We start from the raw sequence: 15,376 nt of genomic DNA, 5'->3' as shown, positions 1-15,376 counted from the left end.
ACCCCTGAGCTACGCCCGCGCCGTTGAGTGAGGAGGGGTGTATTAACTCCCACGCAGGGCTTCAAGCGGAAAAAACAAAAAAGAGGAAAATTCTTTGCGACGGAAACGCGCCTCTTAACCGTTCAAGAACCAGAGCATCCAAGAATAAGAACGGTGGAGGTGACGAAAATGACGTATACTAAGGATCTGAAGATGGCGGCCCTGGCGGCGATGATTTTGCTGGCCACAGCGGTGTCTGGCAAAGGCGAGAATCGAATGGGAGATGTCGAATCAATTTTTACGGAATCCCCTCGAATCGAAACACGGGTTTTGGCGGGGTAATCCCCGCCATCCAGTTCACAGCGCCATCAAAAGGCTGGCTATCGCCGCAACCACAATCACGGCAAAGGTCAGCAACATGCCGATCTGGCGCAGAATCACGATCTGCGGTTTGCGGCCGAACCCATAGGCATGCAGTACGCGCCCGGCCAGTATGCCAAGGCCCAACAGATTGACCAGCCAGCCACCGGTGCCTTGCAACTCGACCATGGCGATCAGCAACAGGGCAAACGGTGCATATTCGGCAAAGTTGGAATGCGTGCGCATCACTTTGAGCATGTCGGTTTTGCCGCCATCGCCGTAGGAAATCTTGTCGCCGCGGCGCTGCATGATGACCCGCACACTGAGCGCGACATAGAGAAGTGCCAGCAATGCGGCATAGACTGGGGTGATGGACAGCATGGTCTGCTCCTTTCAGGATCAAAAAAGGGCCGCCCGGTTCCCCGAACGGCCCTTGTTCCCGAAAAGGTTAGGTCGTTTATTCCAGTTCGACCAGTAGGTCCTTTGCGTCAATCTGGCTGCCCGGCTGAACATGCACGGCCTTGACCGTCGCATCGCGTTCGGCGTGGATGCCGGTTTCCATCTTCATCGCTTCGATGGTCAGCAGCATGTCGCCTTCCTTGACCTCTTGGCCCGCAGCCACGGCAACGGTGGCCACCACGCCGGGCATCGGCGCGCCGATGTGGTTGGGGTTGCCTGCCTCGGCTTTGGGACGCGACTGCGTGGTTGAGGTCACCAGTCGGTTTGGAACCCGGATCACGCGCGGTTGGCCGTTGAGTTCAAAGAACACTTTGACCTCGCCCTTTTCATCGGTCTCACCGATGGCCTGGCAGCGGATTTCCAGAGTTTTGCCCGGGTCGATTTCGGCTGTGATCTCTTCGCTGGGCTCCATGCCGTAGAAGAAGGTTCGGGTTGGCAGGGTGCGCACGGGGCCATAGCTCCGGTGACGCCCCATGTAATCCAGGAAGACCTTCGGATACATGAGGTAGCCGTTCAGGTCCTCGTCATCGATCTCTTTGCCTTCCAAAAGTTGGGACAGCTCGGCGCGTGTGGCCTCAAGGTCAACCGCTGGGACATCCTTGCCGGGGCGGTCAGTGTTCGGGGCCTCATCTTTAAGGACCTTCGTGACGATTGTGTCGGGGAAGCCGCCCGGGGGTTGTCCCAGATTGCCGCGCATCATGTCTACGACCGAGTCAGGAAAGGCGACGTCCGTTTCCGGGTTTTCGACCTGTTCACGGGTCATGTTCTGGCTGACCATCATCAGCGCCATGTCGCCAACGACTTTGGATGACGGGGTCACTTTCACGATGTCGCCAAACATCTGGTTCACGTCGGCATACATCTGAGCAACCTCATGCCAGCGCTCTTCCAGCCCTAGCGAACGCGCTTGCGCCTTGAGGTTGGTAAACTGACCGCCGGGCATCTCGTGCAGATAAACCTCGGAAGCCGGGGCCTGCAGGCTGGATTCGAAGGCCGCATATTGCTCACGGACCGCCTCGAAGTAGTCGCTGATCTCGCGGATGGCCTTGATGTCCAGCCCGGTGTCCCGCTCGGTATGGCGCAGCGCTTCGACCACCGTGCCCAGCGTCGCCTGCGAGGTGTTGCCCGAGAAGCTGTCCATCGCGCAGTCCACCGCGTCCACGCCCGCTTCGGACGCGGCCAGAATGGTCGCGCTAGCGATACCGGCCGTATCATGCGTGTGGAAGTGGATCGGAAGACCGACCTCTTCCTTCAGCGCACGGATCAGGATTCTGGCCGACGCTGGTTTCAAAAGACCCGCCATGTCTTTGAGGCCGAGAATATGAGCCCCAGCATCGCGTAGTTCTTTCGCCATGCCGACATAGTATTTCAGGTCATACTTGGCGCGGTCCGGGTCCAGAATATCACCGGTGTAACAAACGGTGCCCTCGCAGATTTTGCCGTTCTCAACCACGGCGTCCATGGCCACGCGCATATTCTCGACCCAGTTCAACGAGTCGAAAACACGGAACACGTCGATGTTCTGCGATGCCTGACGGACGAATTCCTGCACCACGTTGTCGGGATAGTTGGTGTAGCCGACGCCATTCGCACCGCGCAGCAGCATCTGGGTCATCAGGTTGGGCATCGTTTCGCGCAGGTCGCGCAAGCGCTGCCACGGGCATTCCTGCAAAAAGCGGTAGGCTACGTCAAAAGTCGCGCCCCCCCAGCATTCAACGCTGAACAGCTGCGGCAGATTTGCGGCATAGGTTGGCGCCACCTTGATCATGTCGATCGAACGCATCCGGGTCGCCAGCAGAGATTGGTGACCGTCACGCATGGTTGTGTCGGTGATCAGAAGCTGCCGCTGCGCCTTCATCCAATCGGCTACGGCCTGCGGGCCTTTTTGTTCCAGCAGGTTGCGTGTGCCCATCTGCGGCTCGGCCTTGGGCACCGGAGGTTTGGCGTCCTTAAGGTCTGAGCGCGGTTCTGGGCGGTCCTTGGTCTCAGGGTGACCATTCACTGTGATATCGGCAATATAGGTCAAAACCTTGGTGCCCCGGTCGCGGCGGCGCTTAAAGGAGAACAGGTCCGGCGTCGTGTCGATGAACTTGGTCGTATATTCATTAGACAAGAAAGTGGGGTGTTTCAGCAGGTTGATGACAAAGTCGATATTGGTGCTGACGCCGCGAATACGGAATTCGCGCAGGGCGCGGTCCATACGTGCAATCGCGGCCTGCGGTGTCGGCGCTTTGGCAGTGACCTTGGTCAACAGCGAGTCATAATACCGCGTGATCACTCCGCCCGCGTAAGCCGTGCCGCCGTCCAGTCGGATACCCATACCGGTGGCCGAGCGATAGGCGGTAATGCGGCCATAGTCGGGGATAAAATTGTTCTGAGGGTCCTCGGTAGTGATCCGGGTTTGCAGCGCGTGGCCGGTCAGATGCACATCCGACTGGCTAGCGGCACCCGTGGCCTCGGCCAGGGTTTTGCCTTCGGCGATCAGGATTTGCGCCTGAACGATATCTATGCCGGTGACTTCTTCGGTGACGGTATGTTCCACCTGCACACGGGGGTTGACCTCGATGAAATAGAACTTGCCGGTTTCCATATCCATCAGGAATTCAACGGTGCCGGCGCATTCATAACTCACATGGGCGCAAATTTTGCGCCCAAGTTCACAGATTTCCGCGCGCTGCTCTTCGGACAGATACGGGGCAGGGGCGCGTTCGACCACCTTCTGGTTCCGCCGCTGGACCGAGCAGTCGCGTTCATAGAGGTGATAGATCTCACCATGCTTGTCGCCCAGGATCTGAACCTCGACGTGACGCGCGCGGATGATCATCTTTTCCAGATAACCTTCGCCATTGCCGAACGCGGCCTCGGCCTCGCGGCGACCTTCCAATACCATCTCTTCCAATTCATCCTCGGACAGGATCGGGCGCATCCCGCGCCCGCCGCCGCCCCAGGACGCCTTGAGCATCAGGGGATAACCGATTTCTTTCGCCTCGGTCCGGATCGCGTCCATGTCGTCGCCCAGAACCTCGGTCGCCGGGATCACAGGTACACCCGCCGCGACGGCAACGCGGCGCGCGCTGGCCTTGTCGCCCAAGGCGCGCATGGTTTCCGCTTTTGGGCCGATAAATGTGATGCCGTTCTGCACGCAGGCATCGACAAAGTCCGGGTTCTCGGACAGCAGGCCATAGCCGGGATGGATCGCATCTGCCCCACATTCTTTAGCGACGCGGATGATCTCATCGATGCTCAGGTAGGCGGCAACAGGCCCCATCCCTTCGCCAATGCGATAGGCTTCGTCCGCTTTGAACCGATGGAGGCCCAGCTTGTCCTCTTCGGCAAAGACGGCAACGGTGCGTTTGCCCATCTCATTGGCGGCGCGCATCACGCGAATGGCAATCTCGCCGCGGTTGGCGATCAGGATCTTGGTGAATTCAGTCATGTCGAGTCCCGGTCCTACTTGTTTGGCCGTGTTGATAGGCGGACAATACGCGCACGTATATCAGTCGTTCTGGGTAGAACCGGCATGTTAACGCTCGCAAACGCCCCCTGTTAGCGCTATCTTTTTAATAACGCTGCATTGCGGCATGAACAAGTGGCGTGATGGGCGGTAGGTGATTCAGCGACTCGGCCCCCATTTGGCCCATATTTGCGTGCATATCCTGCCGCAAAATGTCGATGACATGGGCAGGGCCTTTGGCACCCAGGGCGGCCAGCCCATACATGAAGCCACGGCCCAGCATCACGAAATCGGCCCCAAGGGCCTTGGCACGCAAGATGTCCAGACCACCTTCGATCCCACTGTCGAAGATCAGGGGCAGGTCGGTGGCCGCGCGGATTGCAGGCAAGGCGTCGATTCCGGCGGGGGCACCATCGAATTGTCGTCCGCCGTGATTCGATATCCAGATGGCGTCGACGCCAGCCCGCTGCAATGGCTCGGCATCTTCAGGGCGCTGCACGCCTTTCACAATCAGCGGGCCATCCCAGGCATCGCGCAGCCAGTGAACATAGTCCATGTCCGGAGACGTGCGGAGCAGATACCCAACATGGGCCGTCGGGGGCAAGTTGCTGGAGTTGTCCGTATACTTGTCCAGTGTCCGCATCCGCGGCGGCCCGCTGCGCGCTATTCCAAGCGCCCATTCCGGCCGCATCGCGATTTGGGCTAGCAGGCGCGGCGTCAATCTTGGTGGATTGGTCAGGCCCGAGCGTGTTTGCCGTTCGCGTCGGGATGCAACCGGAACGTCTGCGGTCATCACAAGCGTCGTAAAGCCAGCATCCCGGACCCGATTCAGAAGATCCTTACGAATGTCCGGGTCCTTTGGCGGATAAAGCTGAAACCATGCGTTGTCACCCAGATGCGGCGCGACGTCCTCGGGGCTTTGGCAGGCAACGTTGGATAGGGTAAATGGCAGACCGGCGCTTGCGGCAGCGCGAGCAAGATGAGCTTCGGCGTCAGGCCAAATCAGGCCGGCCATACCGATCGGGGCAACGCCGAACGGTAAAGGGTAGGTCTGACCCAGGAACTCGGTCGAAGTGTCAAATTCCAATGGCCCGTGCAGGATAGACGGCAGGAAACCGACGCGGTCCAATCCATTGCGATTGCGGCGCAGCGTGGCTTCAACTCCGGTTCCGCTGTCCAGATACTCCCATACAAAATGAGGTATCCTGCGCTGGGCGCGGTGTTTCAGATCGGCAATGCCGGGAAAACGACTATGAAGGTCCATGGGGATTGATCCGACCTAAGGCGCGATTCGGCAAGGATTTTAAGCCGTTGATTTCCCACTAACGGCTTTTACCGGCTTTTTGAGTTGGGAAATCTGCTGCGCGTCAACTCCACTGCCGGCGACCTGCACTTGATTACGGCCTTTGTCCTTGGCCGCGTACAGCGCATCATCAGCGGCGCGCATCAGATCCTGCGGCATGGTGCCATGTGCCGGATAATGCGAAACACCAACCGAAATCGTGATGCGGGGCAGGGATTTCTCGCCATAGCGAACCGAAACAGCCTCGACCGCTTGCCGCAATTGCTCAGCCCGGGTGATCGCGTCGTCCGACGTATTGTCGGGCAGGATCAGCATGAATTCTTCGCCACCAATGCGACAGGCAACCTCATCCCGGTCGCAGCCCTGTTCCAAAGCAGCACCAACCGCGCGCAAAACCATGTCACCGGCATCATGCCCATGGGTGTGGTTGAACTTTTTAAAGTGATCCACATCCACGGCAATCAGGCTGAGCGGTGCGCCGGTTTGCTGACTGCGGTTGATTGATTTGCGCAGGGTTTCAAGCATATGCCGCCGGTTGAACAGCCCGGTCAACGGGTCCCGGACGGACTGGTCATGCAACTGATCGCGCATCCGTACATTGGCAATCGCATGCTGATCTGTTCGGCGCTGAGCTGTGCCAGCTTTTTACTCGTGTGAAACGCCTCATCATTCCCTTCAAGAGCGCGGAGGTGCAGAAGGCCGACCGTCTCCCCATGCGCCAGAATTGGAAAGCAGAAATAGGGCCGCCCGTCATGTGGTTCGGCGTGTTCACAGACAAAGTCGATCTCGGACGCGCCGTATTCATAGGTTCGGCCACGCCGAAGGCCCCAACACCCTTCGGGATGGATGTGCGCCTTATGGGTCCCGCCATTCCAGCTGGCGCAGCCATCCAGGACGTCTCGCGAGTTGGAATACACGTAAACGCTGCCCTCGGCCTCGGGAAGGATATGGGTCATGAAGCGCGAGACCATATCGAACAGCTCGTCCAAGGACCGGCTGGACTGCAACCACTCGTTCAATTCGCCCAGCAATCGGACTTCGCGGGCCAGGCGCAGCTGATCTTCCATCAGATCACGTTCTTTGGCGGACTGTTTTTGCAGGGCCCGCAATTGCAAGCGGTTCGCCCTGTAGCTGGCAAAGGACACGGCAACAAGGGCAAGCAGGGCGATGCCGCTTAGAACGGTCAAAGAAATCCTAAGCCGCGAGATGAATGTGGTGCGCAAGTCGGAGATATCAGTAAAGAATTCAATGGCGCCGATGAAACGCCCATTCTTGGCCACCGGCATAAAGACTTCGGCGACATGATGTTGCGTTGCGTTCAGGATATTGTCGGTATGCAGATCAAGCCCGTCGATCTCGGACAGTGGAACAACTTCCTGAATGTAGTGAATCATTCCTCTGGCAACGTCGCTGCGAAAGAAATCACGGTTTTCAACACTGCCCACCTCTGTCGGACGAGTCGACCAGGTGACACGCCCATTCGAGTCGAGCAATTTGAAGCGGTAAACATCAGAAGCTTCGGGCATGGCAGCCAGAAATTCGGCGTCATGCGCATCAATCACGCCGGTCTTAAGTGCGGTCTCGGGGTCCTCCAGATGCAAGACGACGCGGCGCTTCCACAGCTCGGCCTGCTTAAGAATGTCGACCTTTAGCATCCTGTCGACCAGCGGCGCAGGCAATTTGTAAATTCCCCAGCCGCTTCCAATTGCCAGAGAAATCAGCAACATGCTGATGCCGATCCATTTCAGCCTGTGATTTACGGCCCCCCGATTATCCTGAGTCATGACTTCGCGCTCCCACAGCAATTTACTGATCATCGCGGCAGGTGTTTTACAGATGGTTAATGAATCCGCCCTGAGGCCAAGGCGCTTGATTAGAATTGATCGTAAAGGTGCAACAAAATCTGTGCGAACAAGGCGTGAACAAACTCTTTCCCTCGGCCAATATCCAGCGTAGTTTGGCAAGATGAGCAGTTTCGACGAAATGGACGCCTTTGAGGGCGCATCCCTGTCCGCGCGCGCCATGGCCGCGCGCGCCATACCTTATCTGGACGAGCTGAACCCGGCGCAGCGGGACGCGGTCGAGCGGTTGGACGGTCCTGTCCTGATGCTGGCCGGTGCGGGCACGGGTAAAACCAAGGCACTGACTGCGCGAATCGCGCATCTGCTCAGCACCGGGCGGGCGCGTCCGAATGAGATTTTGTCCGTGACCTTTACCAACAAGGCCGCGCGCGAGATGAAGAACCGCGTGGGCCGTTTGTTGGGGCAGCCTGCTGAGGGGATGCCGTGGCTCGGCACGTTCCACTCGATCTGCGTCAAGCTGCTGCGGCGTCACGCGGAACTGGCCGATCTGAAATCGAACTTCACCATTCTGGATACGGATGATCAGTTGCGGCTGCTCAAACAGCTGATTCAAGCGGCAAATATCGATGATAAGCGTTGGCCTGCACGCATGTTGGCCGGCATCATTGACGACTGGAAAAACCGCGCCCTGACGCCCGACAAAGTGCCCGCAGCCGATGCGGGGGCTTATAACCACAAAGGTCTCGAGATCTACGCGCAGTACCAAATCCGTCTGCGAGAGCTGAACGCGGTGGATTTTGGCGACCTGCTGTTGCACATGGTCACGATCTTCCAGGCCCATCAGGATGTGTTGGAGCAATACCAACGCTGGTTCCGCTACATTCTCGTGGACGAATACCAGGATACCAACGTCGCACAATATCTGTGGTTGCGGCTGCTGGCCGGAGCGCACAAGAACATTTGTTGCGTGGGGGACGACGATCAGTCAATTTATGGCTGGCGCGGGGCCGAAGTGGGCAACATCCTGCGGTTTGAAAAAGATTTCCCTGGCGCTTATGTCGTGCGGTTAGAGCAGAACTATCGCTCGACCCCTCATATTCTAGCTGCCGCGTCCAATGTCATTCGTGGCAATGAAAGTCGGCTGGGTAAGGAACTGTGGACCGATGCGCAGGACGGTGAAAAGGTCCGTCTGATCGGTCATTGGGATGGCGAGGAAGAGGCCCGCTGGATCGGTGAAGAGATCGACGCGATGCAGGGGGGAACGCGTGGTGCGCGGCCCTTTAATCTAGATGAAATTGCGATTCTCGTGCGGGCCAGCCATCAGATGCGCGCGTTTGAGGACCGTTTTCTGACCATCGGTCTGCCCTACAAGGTTATTGGCGGCCCGCGATTCTATGAGCGGATGGAGATCCGCGACGCGATGGCTTATTTCCGACTGGTGGTCAGCCCCGGCGACGATCTGGCGTTCGAGCGGATCGTGAATACTCCGAAACGCGGGCTTGGTGACAAGGCGCAGCAGACGATTCAGATGACAGCGCGGGAAAATGGCGTGTCGCTGGTCGATGGGGCGCGGATTGCTGTCGACAATGGGCTGATCAAAGGCAAAGGCGGCAAAGCACTGCGCGAGTTGATCGACGGGTTGGCGCGTTGGAATGCGATGACGCGCGGGCCCCGGATCGAAGTCGACGATGATTCTGTGATTGATGACGGCACAGCTCCGATGCGGTTTGGTGAGCCCGAGGTGTCACATATCGAGCTGGCGCAGATCATCCTGGACGAATCCGGTTATACGGCCCATTGGCAGAACGAGAAGACGCCCGAAGCTCCGGGGCGGTTGGAAAACCTCAAGGAATTGGTCAACCAACTGGATAATTTCGAGAATCTGCAAGGGTTTTTGGAACATGTCAGCCTGGTGATGGATAACGAGAAGGAATCGGACGGGGCAAAAGTCTCGATCATGACCCTGCACGCGGCAAAGGGACTGGAGTTCCCGGCCGTGTTCCTGCCGGGGTGGGAGGACGGGTTGTTCCCGTCACAAAGGTCGATGGACGAATCCGGGATCAAGGGACTCGAGGAGGAACGGCGACTGGCCTATGTGGGCATCACACGGGCGGAAGAGATCTGCACGATTTCCTTTGCGGCCAATCGTCGGGTGTTTGGTCAATGGCAGAATGCGATGCCTTCGCGGTTCATTGACGAGTTGCCCGAAGATCATGTCGAAGTTCTGACACCGCCGGGGCTGTACGGGGGTGGTCAGCCGACTACCGGTATCGAAACCCGTGCGGCCGAGGCCAATGTCTATAACTCTCCCGGTTGGCGGCGATTGCAGGCCCGGCAGGGGCAGTATGGAACGTCCCAACCCCGCGAAAGCCGCAATACGGTGATTGACGCGACTGCTGTCGCCAGTTTCACCCTTGGCGAGCGTGTGTTTCATCAGAAATTCGGCTATGGCGCGGTGATCGGCATCGAAGGCGACAAGGTCGAGGTCGATTTCGAAAAAGCTGGACTAAAAAAAGTGGTTTCCCGCTTTCTGTCCGCCAAGGATGACGTGCCGTTCTAAACGCTATAGCCCTTCAACCAGTACCATGTTCGCCGTCGCGGTTTTGCGCCGGATTTCCGCCAGCTTGATATAGTCTGGGTCGTCTATCCACGCCTTGGCCGTGGCAAGAGATGGGAACTCCATTAACACAATTCCGTCTTCGGGCCATACGCCCTCGACCAATTCCACGGGTTTGGAGGATATCGTCAACAGGCGACCTCCGTGCCGGTCAAAGATCGGCATGAAGCCTTCAAGGTATTTCTGGTACCCGTCAGGGTCGTGAATGGAAATCTGGGCGATGAAATATGCGGCCATCGGAAGCTCCTGAAATTCTGGTCAGGGCTTCAGTTTACATCTCGGTGCGAAAAACAAAAACGGCGGTTCCCAGGGAGGAGGAGAGGGAACCGCCGTTCTTTTCAACATCCGGGCAGGGAGGAGGAGAGCCCCGATGTATCCGAACCCGGGTTTGATCCCGGTATGAAGAAGACGCGGCGACGTCAGGGAGGAGGAGAGACGTCGCCGCGCGCTTTCAACACCGGGAAAGGGAGGAGTGCCCGGTGTGTCACGTTCCGGCGTTCAAGGCCGGTATAAAGGGCGGCGACATCAGGGAGGAGGAGATGTCGCCGCAGAAGTACAGGTCCAAAAGGGAGGAGGAAGGACCTGATCTGGATGTTTCGGTGTCGCTTAACGTGCGACGTGCTCTTCGGCCGCTTGCTGGGCCAGACGGCGGATCATCGAGCGTTGAAGCCCCAGATCAGCCAGTTCACGGTTCGACAGTTCAGACAGCTCGTTAACTGTCTGGCGATAGATGCGATACTGCGCGAACCGGGTCTTTGTCGCCTGGATCAGCGAAGCCAGGCTAGTTGCCGGTGCGCCTTTGAGCGTGGTGTTATGTGTTGCTACAGCCATTTACTTTACTCGATGTATTCAGTGTTGCCGGTGTTGTCCGGCGCTTGCTTGAGACTGAAAATAATCAAATGCTGCGATTGCACAATACCTGACAACGTCAATGCTGCTATGCAGCAAATGCATAGATATCAACTGGTTGTCGATGGGAGTTTGGAAGGGTCAATAAAATAAGGCCTGCAGCGGGTGCTTCCCCAAGGGAAGGTTTCAGAAAATTTTTCTGGAATTTCGTGTTTGCGCGTCTCTTGTGCGGAGTCGGTCAGATCTTGTGCGCCTTGCGTATCTGGTGGGCCAGGCGCGGCGGATAACATGAAGATTCCGGTTCATGGGAATTCATGGGCGTTTGCTGGTATTGGCAGAATCCACATGTGGTTGGGGTTTGATATTGGGGTGATTCGTCACCCAAGTGGCTCATTTTCACTACGTCAGCCACGAAATAACGCTCTTATGAGAATTTTTTGGGAAATTATGGGAATACTTGGGGTGAGGCGATAGTTAGCCTATTTGGTGTATCAGTTACTCTTATCGCCTACAATTGGTGTCCGTGGGGTGGTTTTCTTTCTCAATCGCGTTGGCTAAACTGCGATTCTGAACATGGAGCTAGAAAATTTCTTATTGATTTCCATGAATTCCCATGTCATCCCTAATTCATCCGATGAGGACGAGGCACATGGGGCACCAAACGACCCCGAAACAACAAAAATCAGGTTTCATACAGGCATCTCGCTTTCATCAATCAAGAGATCCGGCGCGCGGGCGAGCAGACATCCCCCCAGGTGGCGCGCGCAGCTGGACATCCCGCACAGCGGGTCAATGCGGCGGGTTGATCAGTGGCAGCAGATCAACCCGCCGTTTTTCATCTGGGGAAGTAAATTTTAAGTGGGGCGCAAGCGGAAGGGACAGTCGTCTTGGCGCGCAGGTTTAGAGGTGAAAGCCACCACAAGGTGGATACGAAGGGCAGGGTGTCGATCCCGGCCTCGTTTCGCCGTGTGCTTGAATCCTCTGACCCGAACTGGCAGCCCGGTGACACACCTGAGCTTGTAATTGTCTACGGCGATCACCGTCGCAAATTTCTGGAATGCTATACTATGCAGGCGATCGAAGAGGTTGATGCCAAGATCGAGGCGTTGCCGCGCGGGTCGATGCAACGGAAGATGTTGCAGCGTATGTTCCATGGGCAATCCTTCCCGACCACAGTGGATGAAACCGGCCGTCTGGTGCTGCCGGCAAAGCTGCGCAACAAGATCAGCCTTGAAGGTGAGGCATTCTTTATCGCCGCGGGTGACACGTTCCAGATTTGGAAGCCGGAAACTTACGAATCCGAAGAACTCGCTGCGGCCGAAGAGTGGTTGGACGAACAGCCCGAGGACTTTGATCCTTTGGAGTTCCTTGACGGCACCGGGGATGCGTAACGGCATGGCCGGCGCTAAAACCCCTTCCGAAAAACCTCATATCCCCGTTCTGCTGCGTCCATTGCTGGCTGCTGTTGCGCCTGTGTCGGGTGTCTGGCTGGATGGAACGTTTGGTGCGGGCGGATATACGCGAGGCCTGCTGGACGCTGGTGCAGATAAGGTCATCGGCGTGGACCGTGATCCGTTGGCCTTTGAAATGGCGGCGGATTGGGTCGGAGATTATGGCGACCGGCTGGTGATGCAGCAGGGTGTATTCTCGCGCATGGACGAATATGCACAGGATCTGGATGGTATCGTTCTGGATTTGGGCGTGTCGTCTATGCAGCTGGATCTGGCGGAACGCGGGTTTTCCTTCATGAAAGACGGCCCGCTCGACATGCGTATGAGCCAAGAAGGTGAAAGCGCGGCTGATTTGGTCAACACTGCGACCGAGGAACAACTGGCCGATATCCTGTTTCATTATGGCGAGGAGCGAGCCAGCCGTCGCATTGCCAAGGCCATTGTAAAGGCGCGCGCCGACGAACCCCTTACGACGACGCTGCGCCTGGTTAAGATCATAGAATCCTGTTTGCCGCGACCCAAGCCGGGGCAGTCCCACCCAGCAACCCGCAGTTTTCAGGGTCTGCGGATCGCAGTGAATGCTGAATATGAAGAGCTGTATCAAGGTCTTATGGCTGCGGAACGTGCGTTGAGACCGGGCGGTCAACTGGCAGTCGTAACGTTTCATTCCATCGAAGACCGGATGGTCAAACGGTTCTTTCAGTCCCGTGCGGGCAAGACGGGCCGGGCCAATCGGTATGCGCCCGAGATTGAGCAGGAGCTGCCGCAGTTCACGCTTAAGACTCGTAAAGCCGTGGGACCGGATGATCAGGAGCTGCAGGAAAATCCGCGTTCGCGCTCGGCAAAGCTACGTGTTGCAATTCGAACGGATGCGCCGTCGGGGGAAATTGATGCCCGCGCTGTTGGTATGCCGCAACTAGGGGGAAGAGCAAAATGAAGAGTGTTTTGTATGTGTTGACTGCTCTGTCCGTGTTTGGACTGGCGCTGTGGGCGTATCAGGAAAACTATCGCACGCAGCAGGTGGTGAAGGAAACGCAGAAGCTGCAGCGCGAAATTGGTATGGCGCAGGTGAAGCTGGCGGTTTTGAACGCCGAATGGGCCTATCTGAATCGCCCCGACAGGTTGCGAGAGCTTGCTGATCTGAACTTTGAACGGTTGGGCCTTTTGCCCCTGCGGGCCGAGCAATTTGGTCGCGGCGATCAGATTGCCTATGCGGAAGATCCTGACCTGCCGATCGTCGACCCGATCGAGCTGCAGGCCATCACGAACATTCAGGCGCTGGGTGAGGTGCAAATCCCATGACCCGAACGCCGCTGCGCCCTCTGGCCCGAATCCTTGACGCGCGCTCGCGGGGCGAGAATCCCAAAGCCATCGAGCGCGAAAATATCCGCAAGCGTCACGAAGACATGAAAGACCGCAGCCGCACCCGTGCTGAGGGCCGCTTGCTGGTGCTGGGTCTGTTCTTTTTCTGCGCCTTTTCAGTCGTGGGCGTCCGGATGGGCATGTTGGCCACGTCCGAAGCGCAAGAACCCGTGGCCTCGGCCCCGGGTGCAGCCATTGCGATGCAGCGGGCCAACATCGTAGACCGGGAAGGGCGCATTCTTGCGACCAATCTGGACACTTACTCGGTATATGCGCAGCCGCCGCTGATGATCGACCCGATTGCTGCCGCTGATCAGCTTGTGGCGATCTTCCCCGATCTGGAAAAAGAACGCCTGGTCAAGGATTTCACTGGTAATCGCAAATTCCTGTGGATCAAAAAGCGTATCTCGCCCGAGCAGAAACAAGCCGTGCACGATATCGGTGATCCTGGCATTCTGTTCGGCCCGCGTGAGATGCGGTTGTACCCGAATGGCCGTCTGGCGGCGCATATCCTAGGTGGGTCAAGCTTTGGGCGCGAAGGTGTCAGTGCTGCCGAAGTGATCGGTGTGGCCGGCGTTGAAAAGCAATTTGACGACTACCTGCGTGATCCCGCGAATGGGACTAAGCCGCTGCAGCTCTCGCTGGACCTGACGGTTCAAGCCGCCGTTGAGCAGGTGCTGTTTGGCGGCATGAAGATTATGAACGCCAAGGGGGCGTCAGCGGTTCTGATGAACGCGCATACGGGCGAGGTGATCTCGGCGGCCTCTTTGCCGTCATTTGACCCCAATGATCGCCCGCGCCCGCCGACCTCGGGGTTCGATCCCTCAGATAGCCCGCTGTTCAATCGCTATGTTCAGGGCGTTTACGAACTGGGGTCCGTGTTTAAGATTTTCACTGCCGCGCAGGCGGTTCAGTTGGGATTGGTGAACTCGAATACGATCATCGATACCTCAGGGCCGATGAGGATTGGTCGTTTCCCGATTGGTGAGTTCAACGGCAAGAATTACGGCAAGATCAGCGTCGCGGATGTGATCGTCCACAGCTCGAACCGGGGCACCGGGCGACTAGCGCTGCAGATCGGCGCGCAGCGGCAGCAGGATTTTCTGGAATCGCTTGGTATGTTCGATCCCACCCCGTTCGAAATCGTCGAGGCCAAGGGCGGTGAGCCGTTGAAGCCAAAGAAATGGGGCGAACTGAGCACGGTGACCATCTCTTATGGTCATGGCCTGTCGACCAGCCCCATGCATCTGGCGGCAGGGTACGCGGCGATTGCCAATGGCGGGCATTATGTAAGCCCGACGATTCTGCGCAAAAATGGGCCGCAATACGGTCCTCGGGTGATGTCTGATAACGCGGCAAACCAGGCGCAGAACATGTTGCGCCGGGTGGTGACCGATGGCACCGCCAGTTTTGGCGATGTGGCAGGCTATGATGTGGCCGGTAAGACCGGCACTGCGGATAAGCCCAAGCCGCGTGGTGGTTATTACGACGACAAGGTGATTGCGACCTTCGCGACGTTCTTTCCCGCCTATGACCCAAAATACGTCCTGATCGTAACGTTGGACGAACCATCCATCCTTGCTTATGGCGAAAAGCGGCGTACGGCAGGTTGGACAGCGGTTCCTGTGGCCGCAGAATTGATCGGGCGCATCGCACCTTTGCTGGGCCTGCGTCCTCGGGTTGAGCCTGAGGCCGGCGCTGCTATAACGCTGACCTCAAATTAGGCTGTCCAAACGAGGT

Annotated in this window: 13 protein-coding genes; 6 read left to right on the top strand and 7 right to left on the bottom strand. The window is 57.6% G+C overall.

Annotation, left to right across the window (positions count from 1 at the left end; genetic code table 11):
• Positions 1-168: 168 nt before the first annotated feature.
• Positions 169-321: a hypothetical protein gene (locus DS906_RS22140; protein WP_158541289.1), complete on the top strand. Its 153-nt coding sequence runs from the start codon at positions 169-171 to the stop codon at positions 319-321.
• 15 nt (positions 322-336) lie between these two features.
• Here DS906_RS22140 and DS906_RS05925 read toward each other — a convergent pair whose 3' ends face one another.
• The 5 genes from DS906_RS05925 to DS906_RS05910 all read right to left on the bottom strand — a co-directional run bounded on the left by DS906_RS05925 (position 337) and on the right by DS906_RS05910 (position 7,372).
• Positions 337-720 carry an MAPEG family protein gene (locus DS906_RS05925; protein WP_113789305.1) on the bottom strand — a complete coding sequence of 128 codons (384 nt, stop codon included), beginning with the start codon at positions 718-720 and terminating at the stop codon, positions 337-339.
• A 76-nt stretch (positions 721-796) separates the two neighbouring features.
• Positions 797-4,234: a pyruvate carboxylase gene (locus tag DS906_RS05920; RefSeq protein WP_113789304.1), complete on the bottom strand. Its 3,438-nt coding sequence runs from the start codon at positions 4,232-4,234 to the stop codon at positions 797-799.
• 124 nt (positions 4,235-4,358) lie between these two features.
• Complete coding sequence (locus tag DS906_RS05915; protein WP_113789303.1) at positions 4,359-5,516, bottom strand: alpha-hydroxy acid oxidase; 1,158 nt, start codon at positions 5,514-5,516, stop codon at positions 4,359-4,361.
• Between the two features lie 39 nt (positions 5,517-5,555).
• Positions 5,556-6,146: a GGDEF domain-containing protein gene (locus tag DS906_RS22720; RefSeq protein ID WP_369934170.1), complete on the bottom strand. Its 591-nt coding sequence runs from the start codon at positions 6,144-6,146 to the stop codon at positions 5,556-5,558.
• Entirely contained in the window at positions 6,104-7,372 is a 1,269-nt protein-coding gene (locus DS906_RS05910; RefSeq protein WP_369934168.1) for a hypothetical protein, read from the bottom strand. Before DS906_RS05910 ends, DS906_RS22720 begins: the two co-directional genes overlap by 43 nt.
• Before the next feature lie 148 nt (positions 7,373-7,520).
• On the opposite strand from DS906_RS05910, the gene DS906_RS05905 reads away from it, so the two are divergent.
• Entirely contained in the window at positions 7,521-9,917 is a 2,397-nt protein-coding gene (locus DS906_RS05905) for an ATP-dependent helicase (RefSeq protein ID WP_113789302.1), read from the top strand.
• 3 nt (positions 9,918-9,920) lie between these two features.
• On the opposite strand, the gene DS906_RS05900 is transcribed toward DS906_RS05905, so the two are convergent.
• On the bottom strand, positions 9,921-10,211 hold the full coding sequence (locus DS906_RS05900) for a DUF1330 domain-containing protein (RefSeq protein WP_113789301.1): 291 nt from the start codon (positions 10,209-10,211) through the stop codon (positions 9,921-9,923).
• A 369-nt stretch (positions 10,212-10,580) separates the two neighbouring features.
• Positions 10,581-10,805 carry a DUF1127 domain-containing protein gene (locus DS906_RS05895; protein ID WP_113789300.1) on the bottom strand — a complete coding sequence of 75 codons (225 nt, stop codon included), beginning with the start codon at positions 10,803-10,805 and terminating at the stop codon, positions 10,581-10,583.
• Between the two features lie 941 nt (positions 10,806-11,746).
• Between DS906_RS05895 and mraZ the strand changes: the two genes are divergently transcribed.
• The 4 genes from mraZ to DS906_RS05870 are packed head-to-tail and all read left to right on the top strand — an operon-like array spanning position 11,747 to position 15,360.
• The gene (gene mraZ / locus DS906_RS05885; protein ID WP_233494697.1) at positions 11,747-12,214 is read left to right on the top strand and encodes a division/cell wall cluster transcriptional repressor MraZ; all 468 of its coding nucleotides are present in this window, start codon (positions 11,747-11,749) and stop codon (positions 12,212-12,214) included.
• A 4-nt stretch (positions 12,215-12,218) separates the two neighbouring features.
• On the top strand, positions 12,219-13,211 hold the full coding sequence (rsmH, locus tag DS906_RS05880; RefSeq protein WP_113789308.1) for a 16S rRNA (cytosine(1402)-N(4))-methyltransferase RsmH: 993 nt from the start codon (positions 12,219-12,221) through the stop codon (positions 13,209-13,211).
• On the top strand, positions 13,208-13,576 hold the full coding sequence (locus DS906_RS05875; RefSeq protein ID WP_113789297.1) for a cell division protein FtsL: 369 nt from the start codon (positions 13,208-13,210) through the stop codon (positions 13,574-13,576). The genes rsmH and DS906_RS05875 overlap by 4 nt, the downstream gene beginning before the upstream one ends.
• On the top strand, positions 13,573-15,360 hold the full coding sequence (locus DS906_RS05870) for a penicillin-binding protein 2 (RefSeq protein ID WP_113789296.1): 1,788 nt from the start codon (positions 13,573-13,575) through the stop codon (positions 15,358-15,360). The genes DS906_RS05875 and DS906_RS05870 overlap by 4 nt, the downstream gene beginning before the upstream one ends.
• Positions 15,361-15,376: the final 16 nt, after the last annotated feature.

Origin of the sequence: Ruegeria sp. A3M17, assembly GCF_003318255.1 — a bacterium.
Taxonomy (GTDB): Bacteria; Pseudomonadota; Alphaproteobacteria; order Rhodobacterales; family Rhodobacteraceae; genus Ruegeria.
This window is presented reverse-complemented; position numbering and strand designations above follow the sequence as displayed.

Bases quoted from the DNA above. Each gene is read 5' to 3' on its own strand.
- DS906_RS22140 (WP_158541289.1), top strand. From the start codon at position 169: ATGACGTATACTAAGGATCTGAAGATGGCGGCCCTGGCGGCGATGATT.
- DS906_RS05925 (WP_113789305.1), bottom strand. From the start codon at position 720: ATGCTGTCCATCACCCCAGTCTATGCCGCATTGCTGGCACTTCTCTAT.
- DS906_RS05920 (WP_113789304.1), bottom strand. From the start codon at position 4,234: ATGACTGAATTCACCAAGATCCTGATCGCCAACCGCGGCGAGATTGCC.
- DS906_RS05915 (WP_113789303.1), bottom strand. From the start codon at position 5,516: ATGGACCTTCATAGTCGTTTTCCCGGCATTGCCGATCTGAAACACCGC.
- DS906_RS22720 (WP_369934170.1), bottom strand. From the start codon at position 6,146: ATGCGCGATCAGTTGCATGACCAGTCCGTCCGGGACCCGTTGACCGGG.
- DS906_RS05910 (WP_369934168.1), bottom strand. From the start codon at position 7,372: ATGATCAGTAAATTGCTGTGGGAGCGCGAAGTCATGACTCAGGATAAT.
- DS906_RS05905 (WP_113789302.1), top strand. From the start codon at position 7,521: ATGAGCAGTTTCGACGAAATGGACGCCTTTGAGGGCGCATCCCTGTCC.
- DS906_RS05900 (WP_113789301.1), bottom strand. From the start codon at position 10,211: ATGGCCGCATATTTCATCGCCCAGATTTCCATTCACGACCCTGACGGG.
- DS906_RS05895 (WP_113789300.1), bottom strand. From the start codon at position 10,805: ATGGCTGTAGCAACACATAACACCACGCTCAAAGGCGCACCGGCAACT.
- rsmH (WP_113789308.1), top strand. From the start codon at position 12,219: ATGGCCGGCGCTAAAACCCCTTCCGAAAAACCTCATATCCCCGTTCTG.
- DS906_RS05875 (WP_113789297.1), top strand. From the start codon at position 13,208: ATGAAGAGTGTTTTGTATGTGTTGACTGCTCTGTCCGTGTTTGGACTG.
- DS906_RS05870 (WP_113789296.1), top strand. From the start codon at position 13,573: ATGACCCGAACGCCGCTGCGCCCTCTGGCCCGAATCCTTGACGCGCGC.